Raw genomic sequence first — 17353 nt, 5'->3', positions numbered from 1 at the left:
GCCGATCTTTCTGTGATTAACCCAGGGAGAATGGCTCGCCAGCCGCACAAAGGAGGATGACATATGAAAGCACCTCTGATATCGGCTAATCCGGTGCCACAAACCGCCAAGACCAGAATATCATCTACTCGTCGCTTATTGAATCTTTTACTGGTGATTGTAGGCGGGATTCTGGCCTCCGTGGGACTTGAATTGTTCTTGCACCCTAATAAGATCATTATTGGAGGCATCACAGGCATATCATCTCTGTTCGCCCATTGGACCGAGATGAGGATTGGATTGTTCCTGTTTTTGTTCAATGTTCCCTTTATATTTTTATCCTACAGGCTTGTGCAAAAGAAATTTGTACTCGTTACTGTGCTGGGTCTGGTTGTCTTTTCGATCGGTGCCATCGTGCTTCATCCCATGCCGCCGCTGGTTGAACATCCACTGGCTGCCGCCATGTTCGGCGGATTATGTCTGGGTGTTGGAATCGGACTGGTGGTGCGGTATGGCGGGACACTGGATACGCTGGAAATCGGTGATCCGTCTTCCCGGCCACCTGAACGAATATTTAGCGGGAAACGGATGCTTATCGAAAAAATAATCATGCTGCTCAACTTGCTGATTCTGACAGCCGCTGGTGTTGTCTTCGGCTGGGATCAAGCCATGTACTCTGTCATTGCCTATCTCATTGCTTATGAAATGGTATATATTGCATTCCGTGGATTTTCGTCCACACGCAAACTGTACATTTTGACTACACAAAGCTCACAGGTTGAAAAAGCAGTCCGGAAACGTCTGCGCCGTGAACCCGGTTCTCCCTCACCATCTACAGATCTGGCTTCTTCCGTTCCTGCTGAAGGATGGGTTCAGAACATCCCAGGGGCATTGTACTATGAAGTTCATTTTCTGGAAATGGTCTGGTTGAAATCCATTGTGCGACATATTGATCCCCACGCGGGAATTGTCACTCATTCGGAGAAATAACCATGAATGAAGAAGGCCTGAAATAAACTAAACTCTCTCTATGCCCTGTGATATGTTACCACTCCAGGTTTAGAGAGAGTTTTTTGTTTTATCAACGTTTTTTCAATTTCTAGTGCTCCATGATTACAGTTCAACTATCGCTTTCACCACATGCGAATTTGGCAGCAACCACTTGTCCATGGAGGAAGGCAGCCGAGTGAAATGCTCCCGATGCGTAATGTACCCATCCATGCTGAGCTTCTTCTGCTGTAAGATTGACATCACCTGCTCAAAATCCGTTCGCGTAGCATTTCGGCTGCCCAGAATACTCATCTCACGTTTGTGAAATTCGGGATCATGAAACGTAATATCCGCTTTGACCAAACCTACATAAACCAATTGCCCCCCATGAGCTACATATCGAATCGCATCATTCATCGACTCTACATTACCCGTTGCATCAAATACGGCTGTAGCGTAATCTCCCTCCGTCACTTCGGCGACCTGCTCCACTGCCTGATCCGAGGCCTGAATTAGAACATCCGCCCCTGCCCAGGTTCGGCTTAGTTCCAACCGGTCCCGGTTCCGATCAACGGCTATAACTCGCGCCCCTGCCTGTTTGGCAAAAGCCATTACTCCAAGGCCGATCGGTCCTGCGCCAATCACAACGACTTGTTCCCCAGGCTGCAGCCGTGCTCTTCTGACGGCATGTGCACCGATACTCAGCGGTTCAACCATCGCCGTTTCATCCAGTGTCAATCCTTCTGCCTTAATTAGATGTGAGACAGGTACACTAATTTTCTCGCGCATCCCCCCATCCACATGTACACCCATGACCTGCATGGATGCACAGCAATTGGTTTTACCGTTTCGACAGGCAATACATTGCCCACAGTGTAAATAAGGAATAATGCTTACCTGATCCCCAGCTTGAAAACCAGCTGTATTGGGGCCAATGTCGTCAATGATCCCTGCCAGTTCATGCCCCAGAATTCGTGGGTAGGTGAAAAAGGGCTGATTGCCCTTATACGCGTGCAAATCCGTCCCGCAGATTCCAATCCGTCTTATCGATACAATAGCCTCATTTTCATTACGAACGGGCTCGTCAATATCCTTTAATACCAATCGATTGATATCTTCACACACAATGGCCTTCATCACTGTTCCTCCTTCGATGCATTCTGCAGCTGTTCGTTATACTCGGGACGACCACTTGACCAAGTCTCGTTGTGAATTGGTGCGAGAATGCGCAGTACTTCTGCCAGCATCTCTTCATCCAGCGGTTCATCTACCCATGCCGCATTATTGCGGATATTGAGTTCACTCGCACTGCTGACCAGTGTGGTTGGAATTTGTTCATTTGCCGTTGCATACTGTACAGCCAGCTTAGCGATATCCGCGCCTTGCTCTGCACAGAATTGTGCAGCTTTCAAACAGGCTCGCTTGATGCGCTCCTCTGCAGGATGCCAGGCAGGCGTGCCTCTCGTGCTTAATAAGCCCATGGATAGAGGTGAAGCATTCACAAGGCCAATTCCCTCTTTTTCCAATAGGGGCAGCAAGGACAGTAATGATGTATCATTCAATGCATAGTGGCAATACGAGATGATGGCATCTGCATCAATCTGCGGCAGCACTTTCTCGAACATGGGCAGTGGCAGTCCGCAGATCCCTGCATGACGAATCACGCCCTGCTCTTTCAAACGCAGCAAAGTTGGATAGGCTTCTTCAAGAATGACCTCTGCCGGTACAAACTCAATATCATGCAGGAAAAGAATATCAATATAATCGGTATGCAATCGGTTCAAACTCTCCTGCACACTTTCCTGAATGCGCTTACGTGAAAAATCAAATTCATTCTCCCCATAACGTCCGGCCTTGGTAGATAAAATAAAAGAACTGCGCGGCTGGCTGCGGATTGCTTCTCCAAGTACCGCCTCAGCCTTTGTCAGACCATAATAAGGGGATACGTCTATATAATTCATTCCTGCATCCAGTGCTGCATGTACCGTACGAATACCTTCTTCACGGTCAATGTCGCGAAATACAGAACCCAGGGAAGACGCCCCATAGCTCAATACAGGCACTTCCAAACCGGTCTTTCCAAGTATTCTTTTCTTCATTGGCTTCCCCTTCCCAGCATGTCTGTTACCTGAGTTTCTTTCATTTTATCAGTTAAATATCATTATAAAATATCGTCAAATGTGTAATATGTACTCTTTCATGACCTGGGACGGATCTTCTCAGGGAGAGGTAACCAACAAAAAGACCACTGATCCCCATAATACGAGCAACCAGTGGTCTTTCATTCTAATACCTATATGGATATAAACTTATTAGTTCTGCATGACAAAATCTTGTTGAACAGAGTTCTCTTCTTCATCAAACATGCGCAAAATATCATATCTCGTATTGCGCTGTGCCGGAATATAACCAGCCTCACGAATAAGTTGCAGGATTGAGCCAATGTTGACTTTGTATGTAGCACCTGCAGCAGATACCACATTCTCTTCAATCATCGTGCTGCCGAAATCATTGCAGCCAAATTCGAGTGATTTTTTACCAATCTCAGGCCCCATGGTTACCCATGAAGATTGAATGTTCTTGATATTATCGAGTACAAGTCGGCTGATCGCAACCGTCTTCAGATACTCTTCCGGCGTTTGGCGCTCCAGTTTCAGATTCGTATTATCCGGTTGGAACGTCCACGGAATGAATGCGAGGAAACCTTCCGAGTCATACTTGTTGGCAATACACTCGTCCTGGGCCTCACGCACACGAAGCAAATGCAGCGCACGCTCTTCCATCGATTCACCCAATCCGATGACCATTGTTGCTGTTGTGTTCATTCCGATCCGGTGTGCGGTTTGCATCACGTCCATCCAGTCGCGCCATGAACCCTTCAAACGGCTGATTTTGCGGCGTGTACGGTCATCCAAAATTTCAGCGCCTCCACCTGGCAAGGAGTCCAGTCCAGCTTCGTGAATGGCACGAACCACTTCTTCCAATGTAAGGCCATCAGATACTTCTACCATTTTCATAATTTCAGCTGGCGAGAAGGAGTGCATTGTAATGTCAGGAAAACGTTCCTTGATAGCTTTCAGCAGGTCCGTGTAATAGCTGAAAGGAAGGTTAGGGTTTGTTCCGCCCTGCATCAGAATCTCGGTCCCGTTCACATCTTGTGTTTCCTGAATTTTCTGGAAGATCACTTCATCTGGTAATACATACCCTTCATCTGATCCAGGTCTGCGATAGAAAGCACAAAAACGGCAGTACACATCACACACGTTGGTGTAGTTGACGTTACGCCCGATGACAAATGTTCTGTATGGTTCAGGATGCATGCGTTTCATAATAACATTGGCAGCTGCCCCGATTTTGTCGACTTCGTTCGATTCAAACAGCTGAATCGTGTCTTCCAGGTCTAAACGTTCGCCCCGAAGGGCTTTATCTAAGATACGGTCTACCGTACTCATCGTAAAAAAGCCTCCCTCATGAAGAGAAATATGTTCACGATCCGTCCCGACTTGTATATTTGCCAGCCTGATGCATAATTCGATTCCAAACGCTTGCGTACAAGATCTAGACGAATTGGACCGTTTCGATCCATATCTTTGTAATTAAAAGACTGTTTCTTTGGATTTATGCAAAAGACGCAGGGCTTGCAAGTTCTGGTGGCAACATCGCATTTCTGTACTCTGTCTATCGTAACACAGGTTACATGTGAAAAAAAGCACCTTATGAACAGGTGCTTTAAAAATAAGTAAAAATATTTACATATTCATTCTATTATAATTCCAGCTCTTTTAGACTTAACTGTGTTTGTAACTCATTCAGAACGTATCTATTATGATTCCTGGAGAGCTTGATCCAGATCAGCAATCAGATCGTCAATATCTTCCAAGCCAACAGAGAAACGCAGCAATCCGTCGGTAATTCCGCGATCTCGTCGAACCTCAGCAGGCATGGCTGCATGCGACATCATAGCAGGATAGGACAGAATACTCTCTACCGCACCGAGACTGACCGCAACGATTGGAAGCTTGACTCGATTCAGCACTGCTTTGGCACGATCACCTGAGCCAACATCAAATGAGACAACCGCCCCATATCCCGTGGACTGGCGCTCGTGAGCCTCACGGCCCGGATGATCCAGCAGTCCCGGATAGTATACGGCCGTAATATCACTTCGTCCGCTGAGCCAAGCCGCCAGCTTGGCTGTGCTCTGTTCACTGTGTGCCATACGGGCTCCAAGTGTCTTCATGCCGCGCATCAAAAGCCAGGATTCTTGAGCTCCGAGCACGGTACCAAGCCCATTTTGAAGCTGCTTGAGTTGTCTTCCCAGCGATTCGGTACGGGCAACCGCAAGTCCTGCAAGCACGTCACTGTGTCCGCCCAGAAACTTGGTTGCGCTATGTACGACAATATCCACGCCAAGCTCAATCGGGCGCTGATAATATGGCGTCATGAATGTGTTATCAAGAATTGTAATCAGTTCATGTTCCTGTGCCCAGGATGTGACAGCAGCGATGTCTGTAATCCGGAGCGTTGGGTTTGAAGGTGTCTCCATATATACAGCTTTCGTATTCGGTTTAATGGCCGCTTTCACTTCTTCGATATTGGTCATATCCACAAACGTCGTCTCAATTTGCATCCGGCTAAGGATCGACGTGAGCAGGCGATATGTTCCCCCATACACATCTTCCGTCACAATCATGTGGTCTCCTGCCGAGAACATAAGGAATACACTGGAGATCGCAGCCATACCTGAAGAGTAAGCGAATCCCCGGGCCCCGCCCTCAAGCAGGGTGATGTAATCTTCCAATGCCTGTCGTGTAGGATTACCTGAACGGCTGTAATCATGCTGCGGTGGATTAAAGATGTCAAAATGATGGAAAGTGGACGCCTGATAGATCGGCACACTGGAAGCACCAGTCGTTTTATCTACTTCGTCACCGAAATGCAGCAGCTTGGTATCAAATTTCAATTCAGGTGAATGATCATTGGAATTGGGCTTGTTGTTCTGCTCACTCATGATGTACGCCTCCTTCAACCTCGCGCTGTGCAGCTTCCAGGGCGTTGCCCAAATCTGCAATCAGGTCGTCTGCATGCTCAATACCAACGGAGAACCGCAGCAAACGATCATCGACACCCACAGCATCACGTATCTCAAGTGGTATATCCGCATGCGTCTGCACCGCAGGATACGTCATCAACGATTCAACCCCGCCAAGACTCTCGGCAAAAGCTATCAGCTTGATATGTCGCAGCAATGGTTCAACATAACGGGCATCCTTGACTTTAAATGAGAATATGCCTGTATTACCTCTGGACTGTTTTTTCTGTACTTCATATCCTGGATGATCCGACAAACCCGGATGATACACTTCACCCACAGCTGGATGTTCCAGCAGATATTTGGCAATGGTGAGTGAATTATACTCATGACGCTCCATCCGAAGCGCCAAAGTCTTCATGCCTTTCATTAACTGATAGGAATCGCTTGGAGATAACACTGCACCAATGGAGTTATGCAGGAATGCCATTTCGGCCGACAACTCTTCACCCTTGGTAATGATCAATCCAGCCAGCACATCGTTGTGTCCACCCAGATATTTGGTTGCGCTATGGATAATAATATCTGCTCCGAGCTCAATAGGACGTTGGAAAAATGGAGTCAGCAGCGTATTGTCCACGATGGTCAGCAGGTTATGGCTTTTCGCCCAAGCGCTGACCGCCTCGATATCCGTAATCATCATAAGTGGGTTGGTTGGCGTCTCGATAAATACGGCCTTGGTATTCGGCTGACGAATACTTTCCATTGCCGCTATATCATTGGTGTCCACATAACTTGCGGTCACGCCGAAACGGGACAGGATGCGCTCAAGCAAACGATACGTTCCTCCATACAGATCCAGCGATACAATCAGATGATCTCCCTGTCCAAACATCGCAAAGATGGTTTGCAGGGCTGCCATGCCCGAACTACAGGCAAAACCAGCATCGCCAGATTCCAGTGCAGCTGCTGCTTCTTCTAACACCTTACGGGTTGGATTAGTTGTACGAATATAATCAAAACCTGTGCTCTGTCCAAGCTTCGGATGACGAAACGCTGTCGATTGATAGATTGGAAAATTCACGGCACCTGTCACCGGTTCATTAACGGACCCGATTTGAGCCAAGCGGCTCTCGATTTTCAACTTATTGTCTTCCATTGCAGCATCCTCCTGTAATCTCGATTAGATTTGCGGGCCAATGTCGTAAGGCGTTTCCTGGTACACATAGTAATTGAGCCAATTAGAGAATAATAAGTTTGCATGTGCCCGCCAGGTTGCCGGAGGAACACGGGATGGATCGTCGTTTGGAAAATAGTGCTTTGGCAAGGCGATATCCAATCCTTTGGATGCATCACGGTCATATTCCCATTTCAGAGACAATGGATCATACTCTGCATGCCCTGTCACAAAAATTTGCTTGCCGTCTTTGGTTGCAACCAGGAAGATGCCTGCTTCCTCTGATTCAGCCAAAATTTCGAGCTTTTCGTTTTTCTCAATATCCTCACGCCGCACTTCAGTGTGACGGGAATGAGGAACGTTAAACACTTCATCAAACCCACGCAGCAGCGGCACATGAGATTTGTTGATCGTATGTGGAAATACGCCAAAGCACTTCTCATCCAGCGCGACCTTAGGTACATCAAAATGATGGTACAGTCCAGCCTGGGAAGCCCAACATATATGCATGGTCGAAGTCACATTGGTTTTAGTCCACTCGAAGATTTCCTGAATTTCCTTCCAATAATTGACGTCTTCGAAATCCATCTGCTCCACCGGTGCACCTGTAATGATCATCCCGTCAAAACGGCGATGTTCAATCTCGTCAAAGGTTTTGTAGAAAAGATTCAGATACTCCTGTGACGTGTTCTTCGACGTATGCGATTTGGGATGTACCAGGACGATATCCACTTGAATCGGGGTGTTCCCCACGAGACGCAGCAGCTGGGTTTCTGTCGTTTCTTTGGTAGGCATCAGGTTTAATATAGCAATGCGTAGTGGACGAATATCCTGCTGATAAGCATGTGTCTCGTCCATGACAAAAATGTTCTCTCCTGCAAGGACTTCCTTGGCAGGCAATGTGTCTGGTATTTTGATTGGCATGATGTACAACTCCTCCTTGTGCATAGATAGATGCAGCCCGCTGGCTTGATGTGTTCGCGTCAATTCAGCGTTAGGCAGCCATGAGCTTGTCTACAGGGATGGTTGGAATTGAAACCCTCACATGTGACAAACTCAAGTTTCGTAGCGAAAATCAGTGCTGAGAAGTCGGTGCATATAACAAAGACCTTTCTCGGATTCCGAGAAAGGTCATATGTAAATAGATATGCGCCTCTCTCATCTCTCAGTTACAACAGTGTCTCCTTGGACACTTAGTCGCTGCAAGAATTAGCACCGTGCGGTATACCGCCGGTTGCCGGGTTTCATCGGGCCAGTCCCTCCACCTACTCTTGATAAGATTTCGCCATATTCAATTGTGTGCTTAGTGTGGTTCACCGTCTACTTTAAAACATTAATCCTCTCACGTCAAGCATGTAGTTTTGTGTCTGTTCATGTAGGCCGGAACCGTTTGTCTCTCGCTGTCATACACTGCTTCAGGGCGCGAAATAGACACATTTTTGCGCTTGAAAGCACCATGTACCAGCGGTATACTAAACAAGTGTTGCATACCCTTATGTGAGAGGTGACATATTCAATGGATGGCGACCCGAGGCCTGACTGTCAGCCGTATTCCGACAAACTGCATAGAGAATTGACATCAGCATGCCGGCAGCGGGACGTTACTTCCGTTTGATTATAGAGCGAACGCAGTCCTGACCTCCAGGCTCCGCTGCCGACCGGCTGATCTGTTCTTTTTGCGCCCATATTGATGAAAATCCGCCTGTTTGGCGGGTGCAGAAGGAGTGGATGAACGATGAAAATCCGGTTGGTAAACAACGGTGTATTTATCCCGGTGGACGATATCCAGCAGGCGCTGACGCCACCAGCAGAGGGATTTTACTGGATCGATGCAGACGTGGATGATCTGGCGGTGCTTCAACCGCTGTTTATGATGCATGATCTGGCTGTAGAGGACTGTTTGAGTGATGAAGAACAGCGCCCGAAGATTGAAATTTATGAGAGCCATTATTTTATTGTAATCAACAGTATTCGTTTTGATGATGAAGAGATCTTTTTACGTGCCGTCAACCTGTTTCTTGGCAGACATTTTATCATCAGTGTGACGAAGCAGAAAGTCAGCGAACTTCGTACATTGAAGCCAATTCTGTGGGAACAGGAAGTCAGTACACCCGATCGTCTCCTGTATCTGCTGGTCGACTTGATTGTGGATAACTACTTTACGGTCGGAGACCGGATTGAAGCACGCATCGAGAAGCTCGAAGAAGATATTCTGATGCACACCAAGAAATCCCATCTGAATGAAATTATCGGGCTGCGCAGTGAGATTCTGTGGCTCAAAAAGGTGCTGGGGCCTCAAAAAGAGGTTATTAATACGCTCAATAAAAAAGACTTGCGGCTGATCGATGATCAACTGCAAAAGTACTTCAGTGACATCTATGAGAATGCCGTGAAAATATCCGAGACATTTGAGACCTATCGGGACCTGATGGGGAACTTGCGAGAAGCTTACCAATCCAGTATCGCCAACCGGGCGAATGAAATCATGCGTGTGTTTACCGCCATTACAACGGTGTTCATGCCCCTGACGGTCATCACCGGGATCTACGGGATGAACTTCACGAACATGCCTGAGCTGGACTGGAAGTATGGATATTTTGTCGTCATTGGCCTGATGGTAACCCTGGGCTTAAGCATGTTCTTTATTTTCCGTAAAAAAGATTGGATCTGAACTGAACGTACCAAATAGAAAGACGAAGCGCTCCTTTTCAGGGAGAGACTGCTTCGTCTTTTTTGGCTTTTGCGTAACCTTTGTCACTCTATCTTTGGTTCTTATCCAGCATTCCGCTCCGCCTCTGCATGTCTCCGGAACCGAATGCGTATCATGCGCAATCTCTCATATACCTGCTCCAGATTACCTCCACCTGGCTTATCTCCACCATAAACTTTATGTAATACGGGTTTCAGGAAGCTATCTCCTAGTTCTTCGTATGCATTCCAAACGGCCTCCTGCTCCTGTTCGGGCATGACCGCGAGTTCCGCGTCCAAAAGACTATCCGTTTCATAGCCTTCCAGATCAAGTGACTCCAGCAGTTCGATTAGCTCCCTGCGGGACAATCCGGAGCGATTCACAATCTCTTCAAGCGTGTATCCTTCCTTCATGCCCTCAAGCACCTGCTTGCGGGTGGTGAACTTGTCCAGCTCCTGCTTGTATTTCTGCTCTTTCTGTTTGTATAACCAGCTCTCATATTCATCTTCGGACAAAACAGACTGTACCCAATCGAGAGGAAATGCGGTCGTACGTTCTACCCCGCTCGTAAGCTCCATCCACTCCTGCCCATATTCATTTGCCTTGCTCTCCCCAACACCCGGTAACTGCATCAGCTCATCCATCGTTTGTGGAACAAATGCGCTGATCATGCGCAGCAAACGATTCGTTGCAATAAAATAGGGCGCCTTCCGGTCAGCTGCGGCTCTCCTTCTACGCCATGTGCACAGATCTGCATACAGCTCTTCATTCCCATAACGTTCACTATAACAATGGAGACGCTGTCCCCCATAACTGCGTGACTTTAAATCCTCACTTTCGTGAAAGAGTCCCTGAATCAGTGGACGATATCCTTCGCTCATCTGGATCGCCAACTGGTGGCGGTAAATATGCAGCAGTTCATCCCATGAGCTCCCCTCATACCAGCTGCTGTCTTCTCGATCCCCTTCCTCATAACGACTCCACCCAAGGTGCCAGGCACCTTCTTCCTCGCCAATCCATAACTGAGCGTGTTCTTCATGCTGACCGGACAATTTGGATAATCTGTTCATAAAAATAACTTCCATTGGTTTCCTTCCCCTCCTCAATATTGCAGCTATTCACAGTTAAATGAGCCGCCTTCAGGCAACAAAAAAACACCTCTCCTGCAAATTCATGCAAGAGAGGTGCTTCCTCATTAACCGTATTATGCTGTTGCTCATATCTTACCACAATGGAAAAATTCGTCAACCATTTGTGAAAAGTATTTACTTGATCAATGCCAATTTTGCCAAAGCCAGCGAGCCGCACAGTCCGGCGTTATCGCCCAGACCTGGCGGAACAACATACTCGTCGATTCCGGAGTGAAGAGCAGGGTGCTGAACATATCCAGCCAACAGCTCCTGCAATTTGCTGCGTACCATAGGGAAAAGATGCTCCTGCTTCATCACACCGCCACCCATTACAATTTTTTGCGGAGAGAGAATTAGTACATAATTCATGAGTGCGTGTGCCAGATAGTGAGCTTCAATCTCCCAGGCTTTGTGATCTGCGGGCAGTTCGTATGCTGGCTGCTCCCAACGTTTGTTGATCGCCGGGCCAGCTGCAAGGCCTTCCAGACAATCCCCATGGTACGGACAGAAGCCTTCATATGTATCCTCAGGATGTCTGCGCACAATAATATGACCCATCTCAGGGTGAGACAAACCATGCACCATTTTGCCGCCTACAACGGCTCCAGCACCGATCCCTGTTCCAACAGTAATATACAGGCAGCTCTCAAGCCCCTGTGCTGCTCCCCAGGTCGCTTCGCCGAGCGCCGCCCCGTTCACATCCGTATCAAATGTCATCGGCACATCAAAATGTTCCTTGAGTTTACCAATGAGATCATACTGACCCCAATGAGGCTTCGGTGTAGTTGTAATGTAACCATACGTAGGACTTCCTTCAATCGGGTCAATCGGGCCAAAAGAGCCTACACCCAAGGCTTCGATCCCCTTGCCTTCAAAAAATGCGATAACTTGCGCCATCGTTTCTTCCGGTGTCGTTGTAGGAAAGCTTACCCGTTCAAGCACCTCTCCATTTTCTGTACCGATACCACATACAAATTTGGTTCCTCCAGCTTCAATTGCGCCTAAAATCGTCAAGTTAGTCACACTCCCAAGTTAGTTTAAAATGGAATTCATTTTTTTGTTTCTGGACGATGGTATGGTGAAGAACTATTGCCCGCTCTCCAGCTTGTCCAAACGTTTCAATAACGTCTGCCTCCAGCTATCTGACAGCTCTGGAATGGCCAGTAGTGCACCCATTCCCGCAGCATCCTTCCTCCCCTGATGCATGATTCGGTTGGCTTCAAGAACAGTCATGGATGCAGGATTGGTGCGGATTCGCCGCAATGCAGAGGCAGGTGCCACTTCCCCCTCCTGCAGCACACGAAAATAAAATCCGGTATAGCCGCTCTCCTGAAAATATACAGGCAGCTCTTTGAAATCATACCGGGCAGCGAGCTTGAAGCAGGGTTGTCTTGGCTGGCTAATCTGTACCGCGGCTCCACCAAATTCAAATACATCACCAATCCGTACTTGATCCTCAGGACACCCTTTAACCGTCAAATTTTCACCAAAGGCTCCCCAGTCCAGCTTGCGATTCATCAGTTGTTCGAGCACAGAATATCGACTGTAATCGTATACACAAACAGCCTTATCCGGTCCCCCGTGATTCTCCAGATCCGCCTGGGCATCTCCCGTCATTCCAGTGAATGACAGGAAAACCGGGCCGGATACGGGATGTTTCACAATGCCGCTGAGCACTTCACGCTTCTGGCCAGACAGGGGCTGAGGCTGTCCCACGTTGATGGCAAGAACAGCTGTATCCTGCTCCGCTGGCTGTTGATCAGGTGTGAGTGTCATCTGCTTCATACCTCCCATTCATAAACTGTTCTTTAACGGACTGAGCCACCAAAAACAAGTGTATTACTTAACAGACGCCCTGGTGATGTCAGCATCTTACCACCCGCATACATCCCTGAGGATGCACCACCATCCAGATTCATCGCCTGCTTGGCACCCAGCTTCTGCATGACTGCCGCCCACTCTTTGATTGTCGCTCCCGAAACGGTTGCCAGCATGATCGAACCGTCTGCCATGATGGCAATCCCGCTTCTGGCCCCCGAGGCATTCAGAATTTTGGTATCCTTGAAGCCTTCGCTTGTTGGATTCACGGCGATTTTACCGTCTTTCACCAGACGGGGGCCAGCACCAACGGCAGTAACCACATCCTGCCAAGGGATTTCTTTGCCTGCTGCATTGGTATACTTATAATTCATTTCCACTGTTGAACCTACGGTGAAGCGGTCGGCAGAGGATTTCTGATTGCCCGTGAAGACCAATACAGACCCGTTCTTCGGAATCGCCACATTGTTATTCGCCACTTTTTTGGTGACAATCCCTTTTTCCATCACAACCGCAATACCGCCTTTAAATCCGACCTTTGGGCCGCGTTCGGGGGTGTACAGCATGGAAATGCTCGCACTCGCGGAAGGCGTACGGTTGATGAATGTTGCATACCAGCTGCGTGATTTACCTGTTGAATCGGTAACTTTGCCTGTAAGACTTACCTGGAGTGAATCCATAATGGCTGTACCATCTTCCTTAAAACCAATCGTTGTTCCGTATCGTCCAATATGTATAACTTTTCCATTTGCTATTAACATGCCGTAAGGATCTGGTGCTCCATTGTAAGCTTCAAAAAAAGCGCCGTTAATGGCAGCTTGGGCGCCATAAGCTTTCACAATTGAAGGCAGTGTGGCCGTTTGACCCACCTGTTTTTTGGCTAATCCTACAGTCACCGGTGTTCCTTTGGGAATGCTTACCGTTTGTACGGTGAAATTTCGTCCTGCTGCTTTTACTTTCTGTACTTTGGTGCCGATTGCCGCTTTTGCATCAGCTGTTTGCGGAGCGCTTACTGCGCCTGATAGTAATACCGGCAAAGCCAGGACGAGGGCCATAGCCCCTGTCCACCACTTTCTACCGGCCCGTTTTGTCTGCATGTTGCTCACCCTATTGCCACTCCCATCCAAGAGCCCAGGCTCTTCATCTCAAGTTGTTCAAACTTGTCCATCACCATATCCGGATCAAGACGCAATTCACATACATCCAGTGCACAGGCAACCGGAACAGCGCAGTGAATCTCTGCCAGTTTGCGGGACAGGTGCAGCATGTCGAGATCGTTCTCGATCTTGCTGCGCACCGAAGGTGTCAGCTTATCCAGATTATCCAGGATTCCCTCAATAGAGCCGTATTCCTGCACAAGCTTCAGAGCCGTTTTCTCACCAATACCACGTACACCCGGATAATTGTCACTTGCATCTCCCATCAGACCCTTCATATCAATCACTTGACGAGGTGTCAGCTGCTTCTCTGCCATGAGAGATTCAGGGGTGTATACCATGTAGTTGCCATGACCCTTTTTCATAATAATAATGCTTGTGCGGTCATTGATCAGCTGCAGCATATCGTGGTCACCGGTCAGCACCATCACGTTCATCTCGGTCTGCTCGGTGTAATACTTGGCCAGTGTACCGATGCAATCATCGGCTTCATATCCCTCTGCTCCAATATTTGGAATACCCAGGCTGTCCATAACCTCACGGATCAGTGCAAACTGGGGAATCAAATCATTCGGTGCTTCTGGGCGATTGCCTTTGTATGCCGCATATTCTTCACCGCGAAACGTCTTGCCTCCCATATCCCAGCAGCATACCACATGACTTGGTCCGAAAGTCTGAACCGCATCCCAGAAATAACGGATAAATCCGTATACCGCGTTGGTTGGCAATCCTGCCTTTGTACGTCTGATATATCCGCTTGCAGATGTCGCGTAGAATGCCCGGAACAACACCGCCATACCGTCTACCAGCAACAAAGTAGGTTCATTACGTTGATTCACTTGATTTTGTTCTCTCCTATCCTGGTTCTATATAACTCAAACTAACGAATTACACTAGACCACTCCAATTGCAGTACCATCTTCCGATCACTGTTATCCCCTGATTTTTTTGAATCCCTTCTCCAAAGGGAAAAATCAGGGGATAAAGGCGAACGCTCCGCTTCTCCAGATTGGTTCTGCACTTTCCGTTCCCATGTAAATGTTAAATTCAACTTATATAGCAAATAAAATATCGAAACTAATTCTATCATTATAGCATAGTTCCGCCAAGCATCGTTCAGCCAAAAAAGCCCTGAATTTTGAACAATTCAGGGCTGGTATTGCCACTTCATATAGAATCGGACAAACACACTAATCGGTCCTTATTTATGCGTTGGTCCATTCCTGTTCATACGTATCTTCCTTGAATCCCACAGTCACCTTTTCTCCATCCGTAACAATTGGACGTTTAATCAGACGACCATTGGAAGAGAGCAGACGAATCTGTTCTTCTGCAGACATGCCAGGCAGCTTGTCCTTCAATTGCTGCTCCTTATACACCTCACCACTTGTATTAAAAAACTTCTTCACTTCAAGTCCGCTCTTCTGAATGAGATCGGTTAATTCGGCTTCGGATGGCGGTGTGTCGAAAATGGGGATTAACTCCAGCTCATGTCCTTGAGCTTCAAGCCATTTTACAGCTTTGCGGCATGTGCCGCATTTGGCATACTGGTATACTTTCAGATTACCCATTACAAATGTTCCTCCTAGAGCTGCTCCGGTTTTGATTTCTCGCTTCCCTTGGTTTGCTTCGCAAATTCAAAAGTCACTCCAAATCGATACCATCGCAATACGTCTAAAAATGATTAAAACCATAGATTCGAAAACTACTCCAACTCTTCTCGGGGAGCTGCCTCATCATTCAAACGCTTCTCCAGTGCAGCCATATCTGCAGGAAGCGGTGCATGGAACGTCATGCGTTCCTGTGTAAGGGGATGTACAAACGACAGCTCGCAGGCATGCAATGCCTGGCGATTGATCCACAAGTCCCGTTCTTCTCGCAATGCAGCCGTCTGCTCATCAATCTCATCTGCAGGTAGTGTCTTGTACATTCGATCGCCGATCAGCGGACATCCGACAGACGTCATATGTACACGAATCTGATGGGTTCTGCCGCTCTCCAGCTTCAGGTTTACCGCACTTGCAGTCCCACCAGCCCACCTTGTTATCGTGGTGTATAGTGTTCTCGCTGCGTAACCGTCAGGCGTGACAATACGTCGATGGGGCTCCTCCGGATCACGGTCGATGGCACCATCAATGGAACCCTGCTCAGGAACTGGGGATCCATGGACAAAAGCGATATACTTTTTCTCCACCGTTCCTGCGATCATTTGTTCAGACACATGCTGGTGCACGTACGGATTTTTGGCAATGGCCAGTACCCCGGATGTCTCCTGATCCAATCGATGAATAGGCCTAAAGCGGAAACGCTCTCCCTTGGACTTCCAGTAATGAACAACCCCATTGGCTAGTGTCCCTGTATAATGTCCATGTGTCGGATGCACAATTACGCCGGCATCCTTGTTAACAATGAGCAGATGCTCATCTTCGTACAAAATGGTAAAAGGAATGGACTCTGGCAGAATGTCATCGGATTCCTCCTGTTCCATTCGAATCTCCAGTACATCGCCTGCGGATACTTTGACGCTGATATACACGCGTTCTCCATTTAACATGACTCCCTGCTCCGTGAGCTTAAGCCTTGATAAGAGCTTGCGTGACACCTGCAGCCGACGCTGAAGCACGGTTTTCAGCAGCCAGCCATCTTCCTGTTCAGGAATCGTGTAGACGATTGGCGAATAATATCCGCTCATTCTTTGCGGCGGAACACTTTTTTGCTCCGTACATATTCAATATCCGACACCTGCTGTCTGGCATTGGCGGTCCGTGCTACAACGAAAAAATAATCCGACAGGCGGTTCAAATAACGACGTACCGAAGGATTAATATCTGTATGCTGCCCCAATGTTACGGCACGGCGTTCTGCACGGCGGCATACCGTACGGCATACATGAAGTGCTGAAGACAGCGGACTGCCGCCAGGGATAATAAACCGTTCCACTTTGGGGTTCTCTGCATCGTACTGGTCTATCCATTGTTCAAGCCGGGTAACCATGTCATCCCGTACCTTGTACTTGGTTTCGCTAATTTTCACAAATGCCAGATCCGACCCGCAATCAAACAATTCCTGCTGTACCTCCAGCAAATGTTCGCGCAAATCCTCGAATTTCCCCTCTGCATCATCAATCAGACTGATCGCCTGGCCGACAAAACAATTCAACTCATCTATAGTGCCATAAGCTTCCACCCGGTCATCATCTTTGATAACCCGTCCACCGATGACCGAAGTTTGTCCTTCATCACCTGTTCGTGTATAGATGCCCATTTGCCATCCCTCCAAACGTTTAATTTTAATTCACATGGCAGAACATTAGGTTAATTCGGTTCATTTTTGTATTCATGCCTTCTAACTTCAACTTAACCAGTATACTTGACCTCAGAT

The 17353-nt window shown here is 47.8% G+C and carries 17 protein-coding genes and 1 riboswitch; of the genes, 2 read left to right on the top strand and 15 right to left on the bottom strand.

All coding sequences use genetic code 11. The features are described 5' to 3' along the window. The first annotated feature begins 63 nt into the window (after window positions 1-63). Window positions 64-969, top strand: coding sequence for a YitT family protein (locus AAIH57_RS13995; RefSeq protein ID WP_175399535.1), 906 nt, complete (start codon window positions 64-66; stop codon window positions 967-969). A gap of 123 nt (window positions 970-1092) precedes the next feature. Here the strand turns inward: AAIH57_RS13995 and AAIH57_RS13990 are convergent, their stop codons facing one another. From AAIH57_RS13990 to AAIH57_RS13960, 7 genes are all read right to left on the bottom strand, one after another. Then, the gene (locus AAIH57_RS13990; protein WP_430022014.1) at window positions 1093-2106 is read right to left on the bottom strand and encodes a zinc-binding alcohol dehydrogenase family protein; all 1014 of its coding nucleotides are present in this window, start codon (window positions 2104-2106) and stop codon (window positions 1093-1095) included. Continuing rightward, window positions 2106-3068 (bottom strand): aldo/keto reductase, encoded by a 963-nt coding sequence (locus AAIH57_RS13985; RefSeq protein WP_430022012.1) that lies wholly within the window; start codon window positions 3066-3068, stop codon window positions 2106-2108. The genes AAIH57_RS13990 and AAIH57_RS13985 overlap by 1 nt, the downstream gene beginning before the upstream one ends. A 213-nt stretch (window positions 3069-3281) precedes the next feature. Next, window positions 3282-4421, bottom strand: a complete 1140-nt coding sequence (gene mqnC / locus AAIH57_RS13980; protein ID WP_175399532.1) for a cyclic dehypoxanthinyl futalosine synthase — start codon at window positions 4419-4421, stop codon at window positions 3282-3284. Between the two features lie 371 nt (window positions 4422-4792). Further along, a complete protein-coding gene (locus tag AAIH57_RS13975) occupies window positions 4793-5980 on the bottom strand; it encodes a trans-sulfuration enzyme family protein (RefSeq protein WP_175399531.1) in 1188 nt (395 codons plus the stop codon). Further along, complete coding sequence (locus tag AAIH57_RS13970) at window positions 5973-7160, bottom strand: PLP-dependent transferase (RefSeq protein WP_175399530.1); 1188 nt, start codon at window positions 7158-7160, stop codon at window positions 5973-5975. The genes AAIH57_RS13975 and AAIH57_RS13970 overlap by 8 nt, the downstream gene beginning before the upstream one ends. A 24-nt stretch (window positions 7161-7184) precedes the next feature. Next, window positions 7185-8102, bottom strand: a complete 918-nt coding sequence (gene metA / locus AAIH57_RS13965) for a homoserine O-acetyltransferase MetA (protein WP_175399529.1) — start codon at window positions 8100-8102, stop codon at window positions 7185-7187. 231 nt (window positions 8103-8333) lie between these two features. Continuing rightward, window positions 8334-8459, bottom strand: a riboswitch (SAM riboswitch). Between the two features lie 261 nt (window positions 8460-8720). Beyond that, window positions 8721-8864 (bottom strand): hypothetical protein, encoded by a 144-nt coding sequence (locus tag AAIH57_RS13960; RefSeq protein WP_430022011.1) that lies wholly within the window; start codon window positions 8862-8864, stop codon window positions 8721-8723. 49 nt (window positions 8865-8913) lie between these two features. Here AAIH57_RS13960 and corA point away from each other — a divergent pair, with 49 nt between their 5' ends. After that, on the top strand, window positions 8914-9849 hold the full coding sequence (gene corA, locus AAIH57_RS13955; RefSeq protein WP_175399527.1) for a magnesium/cobalt transporter CorA: 936 nt from the start codon (window positions 8914-8916) through the stop codon (window positions 9847-9849). A gap of 101 nt (window positions 9850-9950) precedes the next feature. On the opposite strand, the gene AAIH57_RS13950 is transcribed toward corA, so the two are convergent. The 8 genes from AAIH57_RS13950 to AAIH57_RS13915 form a co-directional block, all read right to left on the bottom strand. Then, the gene (locus tag AAIH57_RS13950; protein WP_430022010.1) at window positions 9951-10952 is read right to left on the bottom strand and encodes an HRDC domain-containing protein; all 1002 of its coding nucleotides are present in this window, start codon (window positions 10950-10952) and stop codon (window positions 9951-9953) included. Window positions 10953-11132: 180 nt separating this feature from the next. Beyond that, window positions 11133-12011, bottom strand: a complete 879-nt coding sequence (locus AAIH57_RS13945; protein ID WP_217506637.1) for an ROK family protein — start codon at window positions 12009-12011, stop codon at window positions 11133-11135. Between the two features lie 72 nt (window positions 12012-12083). Next, entirely contained in the window at window positions 12084-12773 is a 690-nt protein-coding gene (locus AAIH57_RS13940; protein WP_430022009.1) for an MOSC domain-containing protein, read from the bottom strand. A 32-nt stretch (window positions 12774-12805) separates the two neighbouring features. Beyond that, window positions 12806-13912, bottom strand: a complete 1107-nt coding sequence (locus AAIH57_RS13935) for a phosphodiester glycosidase family protein (RefSeq protein ID WP_430022008.1) — start codon at window positions 13910-13912, stop codon at window positions 12806-12808. Window positions 13913-13917: 5 nt separating this feature from the next. Continuing rightward, window positions 13918-14811: a 5'-3' exonuclease gene (locus AAIH57_RS13930; protein WP_175399523.1), complete on the bottom strand. Its 894-nt coding sequence runs from the start codon at window positions 14809-14811 to the stop codon at window positions 13918-13920. 366 nt (window positions 14812-15177) lie between these two features. Beyond that, window positions 15178-15543 carry an arsenate reductase family protein gene (locus tag AAIH57_RS13925; protein WP_430022007.1) on the bottom strand — a complete coding sequence of 122 codons (366 nt, stop codon included), beginning with the start codon at window positions 15541-15543 and terminating at the stop codon, window positions 15178-15180. 134 nt (window positions 15544-15677) lie between these two features. Beyond that, a complete protein-coding gene (locus tag AAIH57_RS13920; protein ID WP_430022006.1) occupies window positions 15678-16664 on the bottom strand; it encodes an RluA family pseudouridine synthase in 987 nt (328 codons plus the stop codon). Then, window positions 16661-17236 carry a cob(I)yrinic acid a,c-diamide adenosyltransferase gene (locus AAIH57_RS13915; protein WP_175399520.1) on the bottom strand — a complete coding sequence of 192 codons (576 nt, stop codon included), beginning with the start codon at window positions 17234-17236 and terminating at the stop codon, window positions 16661-16663. Before AAIH57_RS13915 ends, AAIH57_RS13920 begins: the two co-directional genes overlap by 4 nt. Between the last annotated feature and the right edge of the window lie 117 nt (window positions 17237-17353).

The sequence above is a fragment of the Paenibacillus sp. MABNR03 genome (genome assembly GCF_050455445.1).
GTDB lineage: Bacteria > Bacillota > Bacilli > Paenibacillales > Paenibacillaceae > Paenibacillus > Paenibacillus xylanilyticus.
Note: the sequence above shows the minus strand (reverse complement) of the source record. Positions and strands in the feature narration are given on the sequence as shown.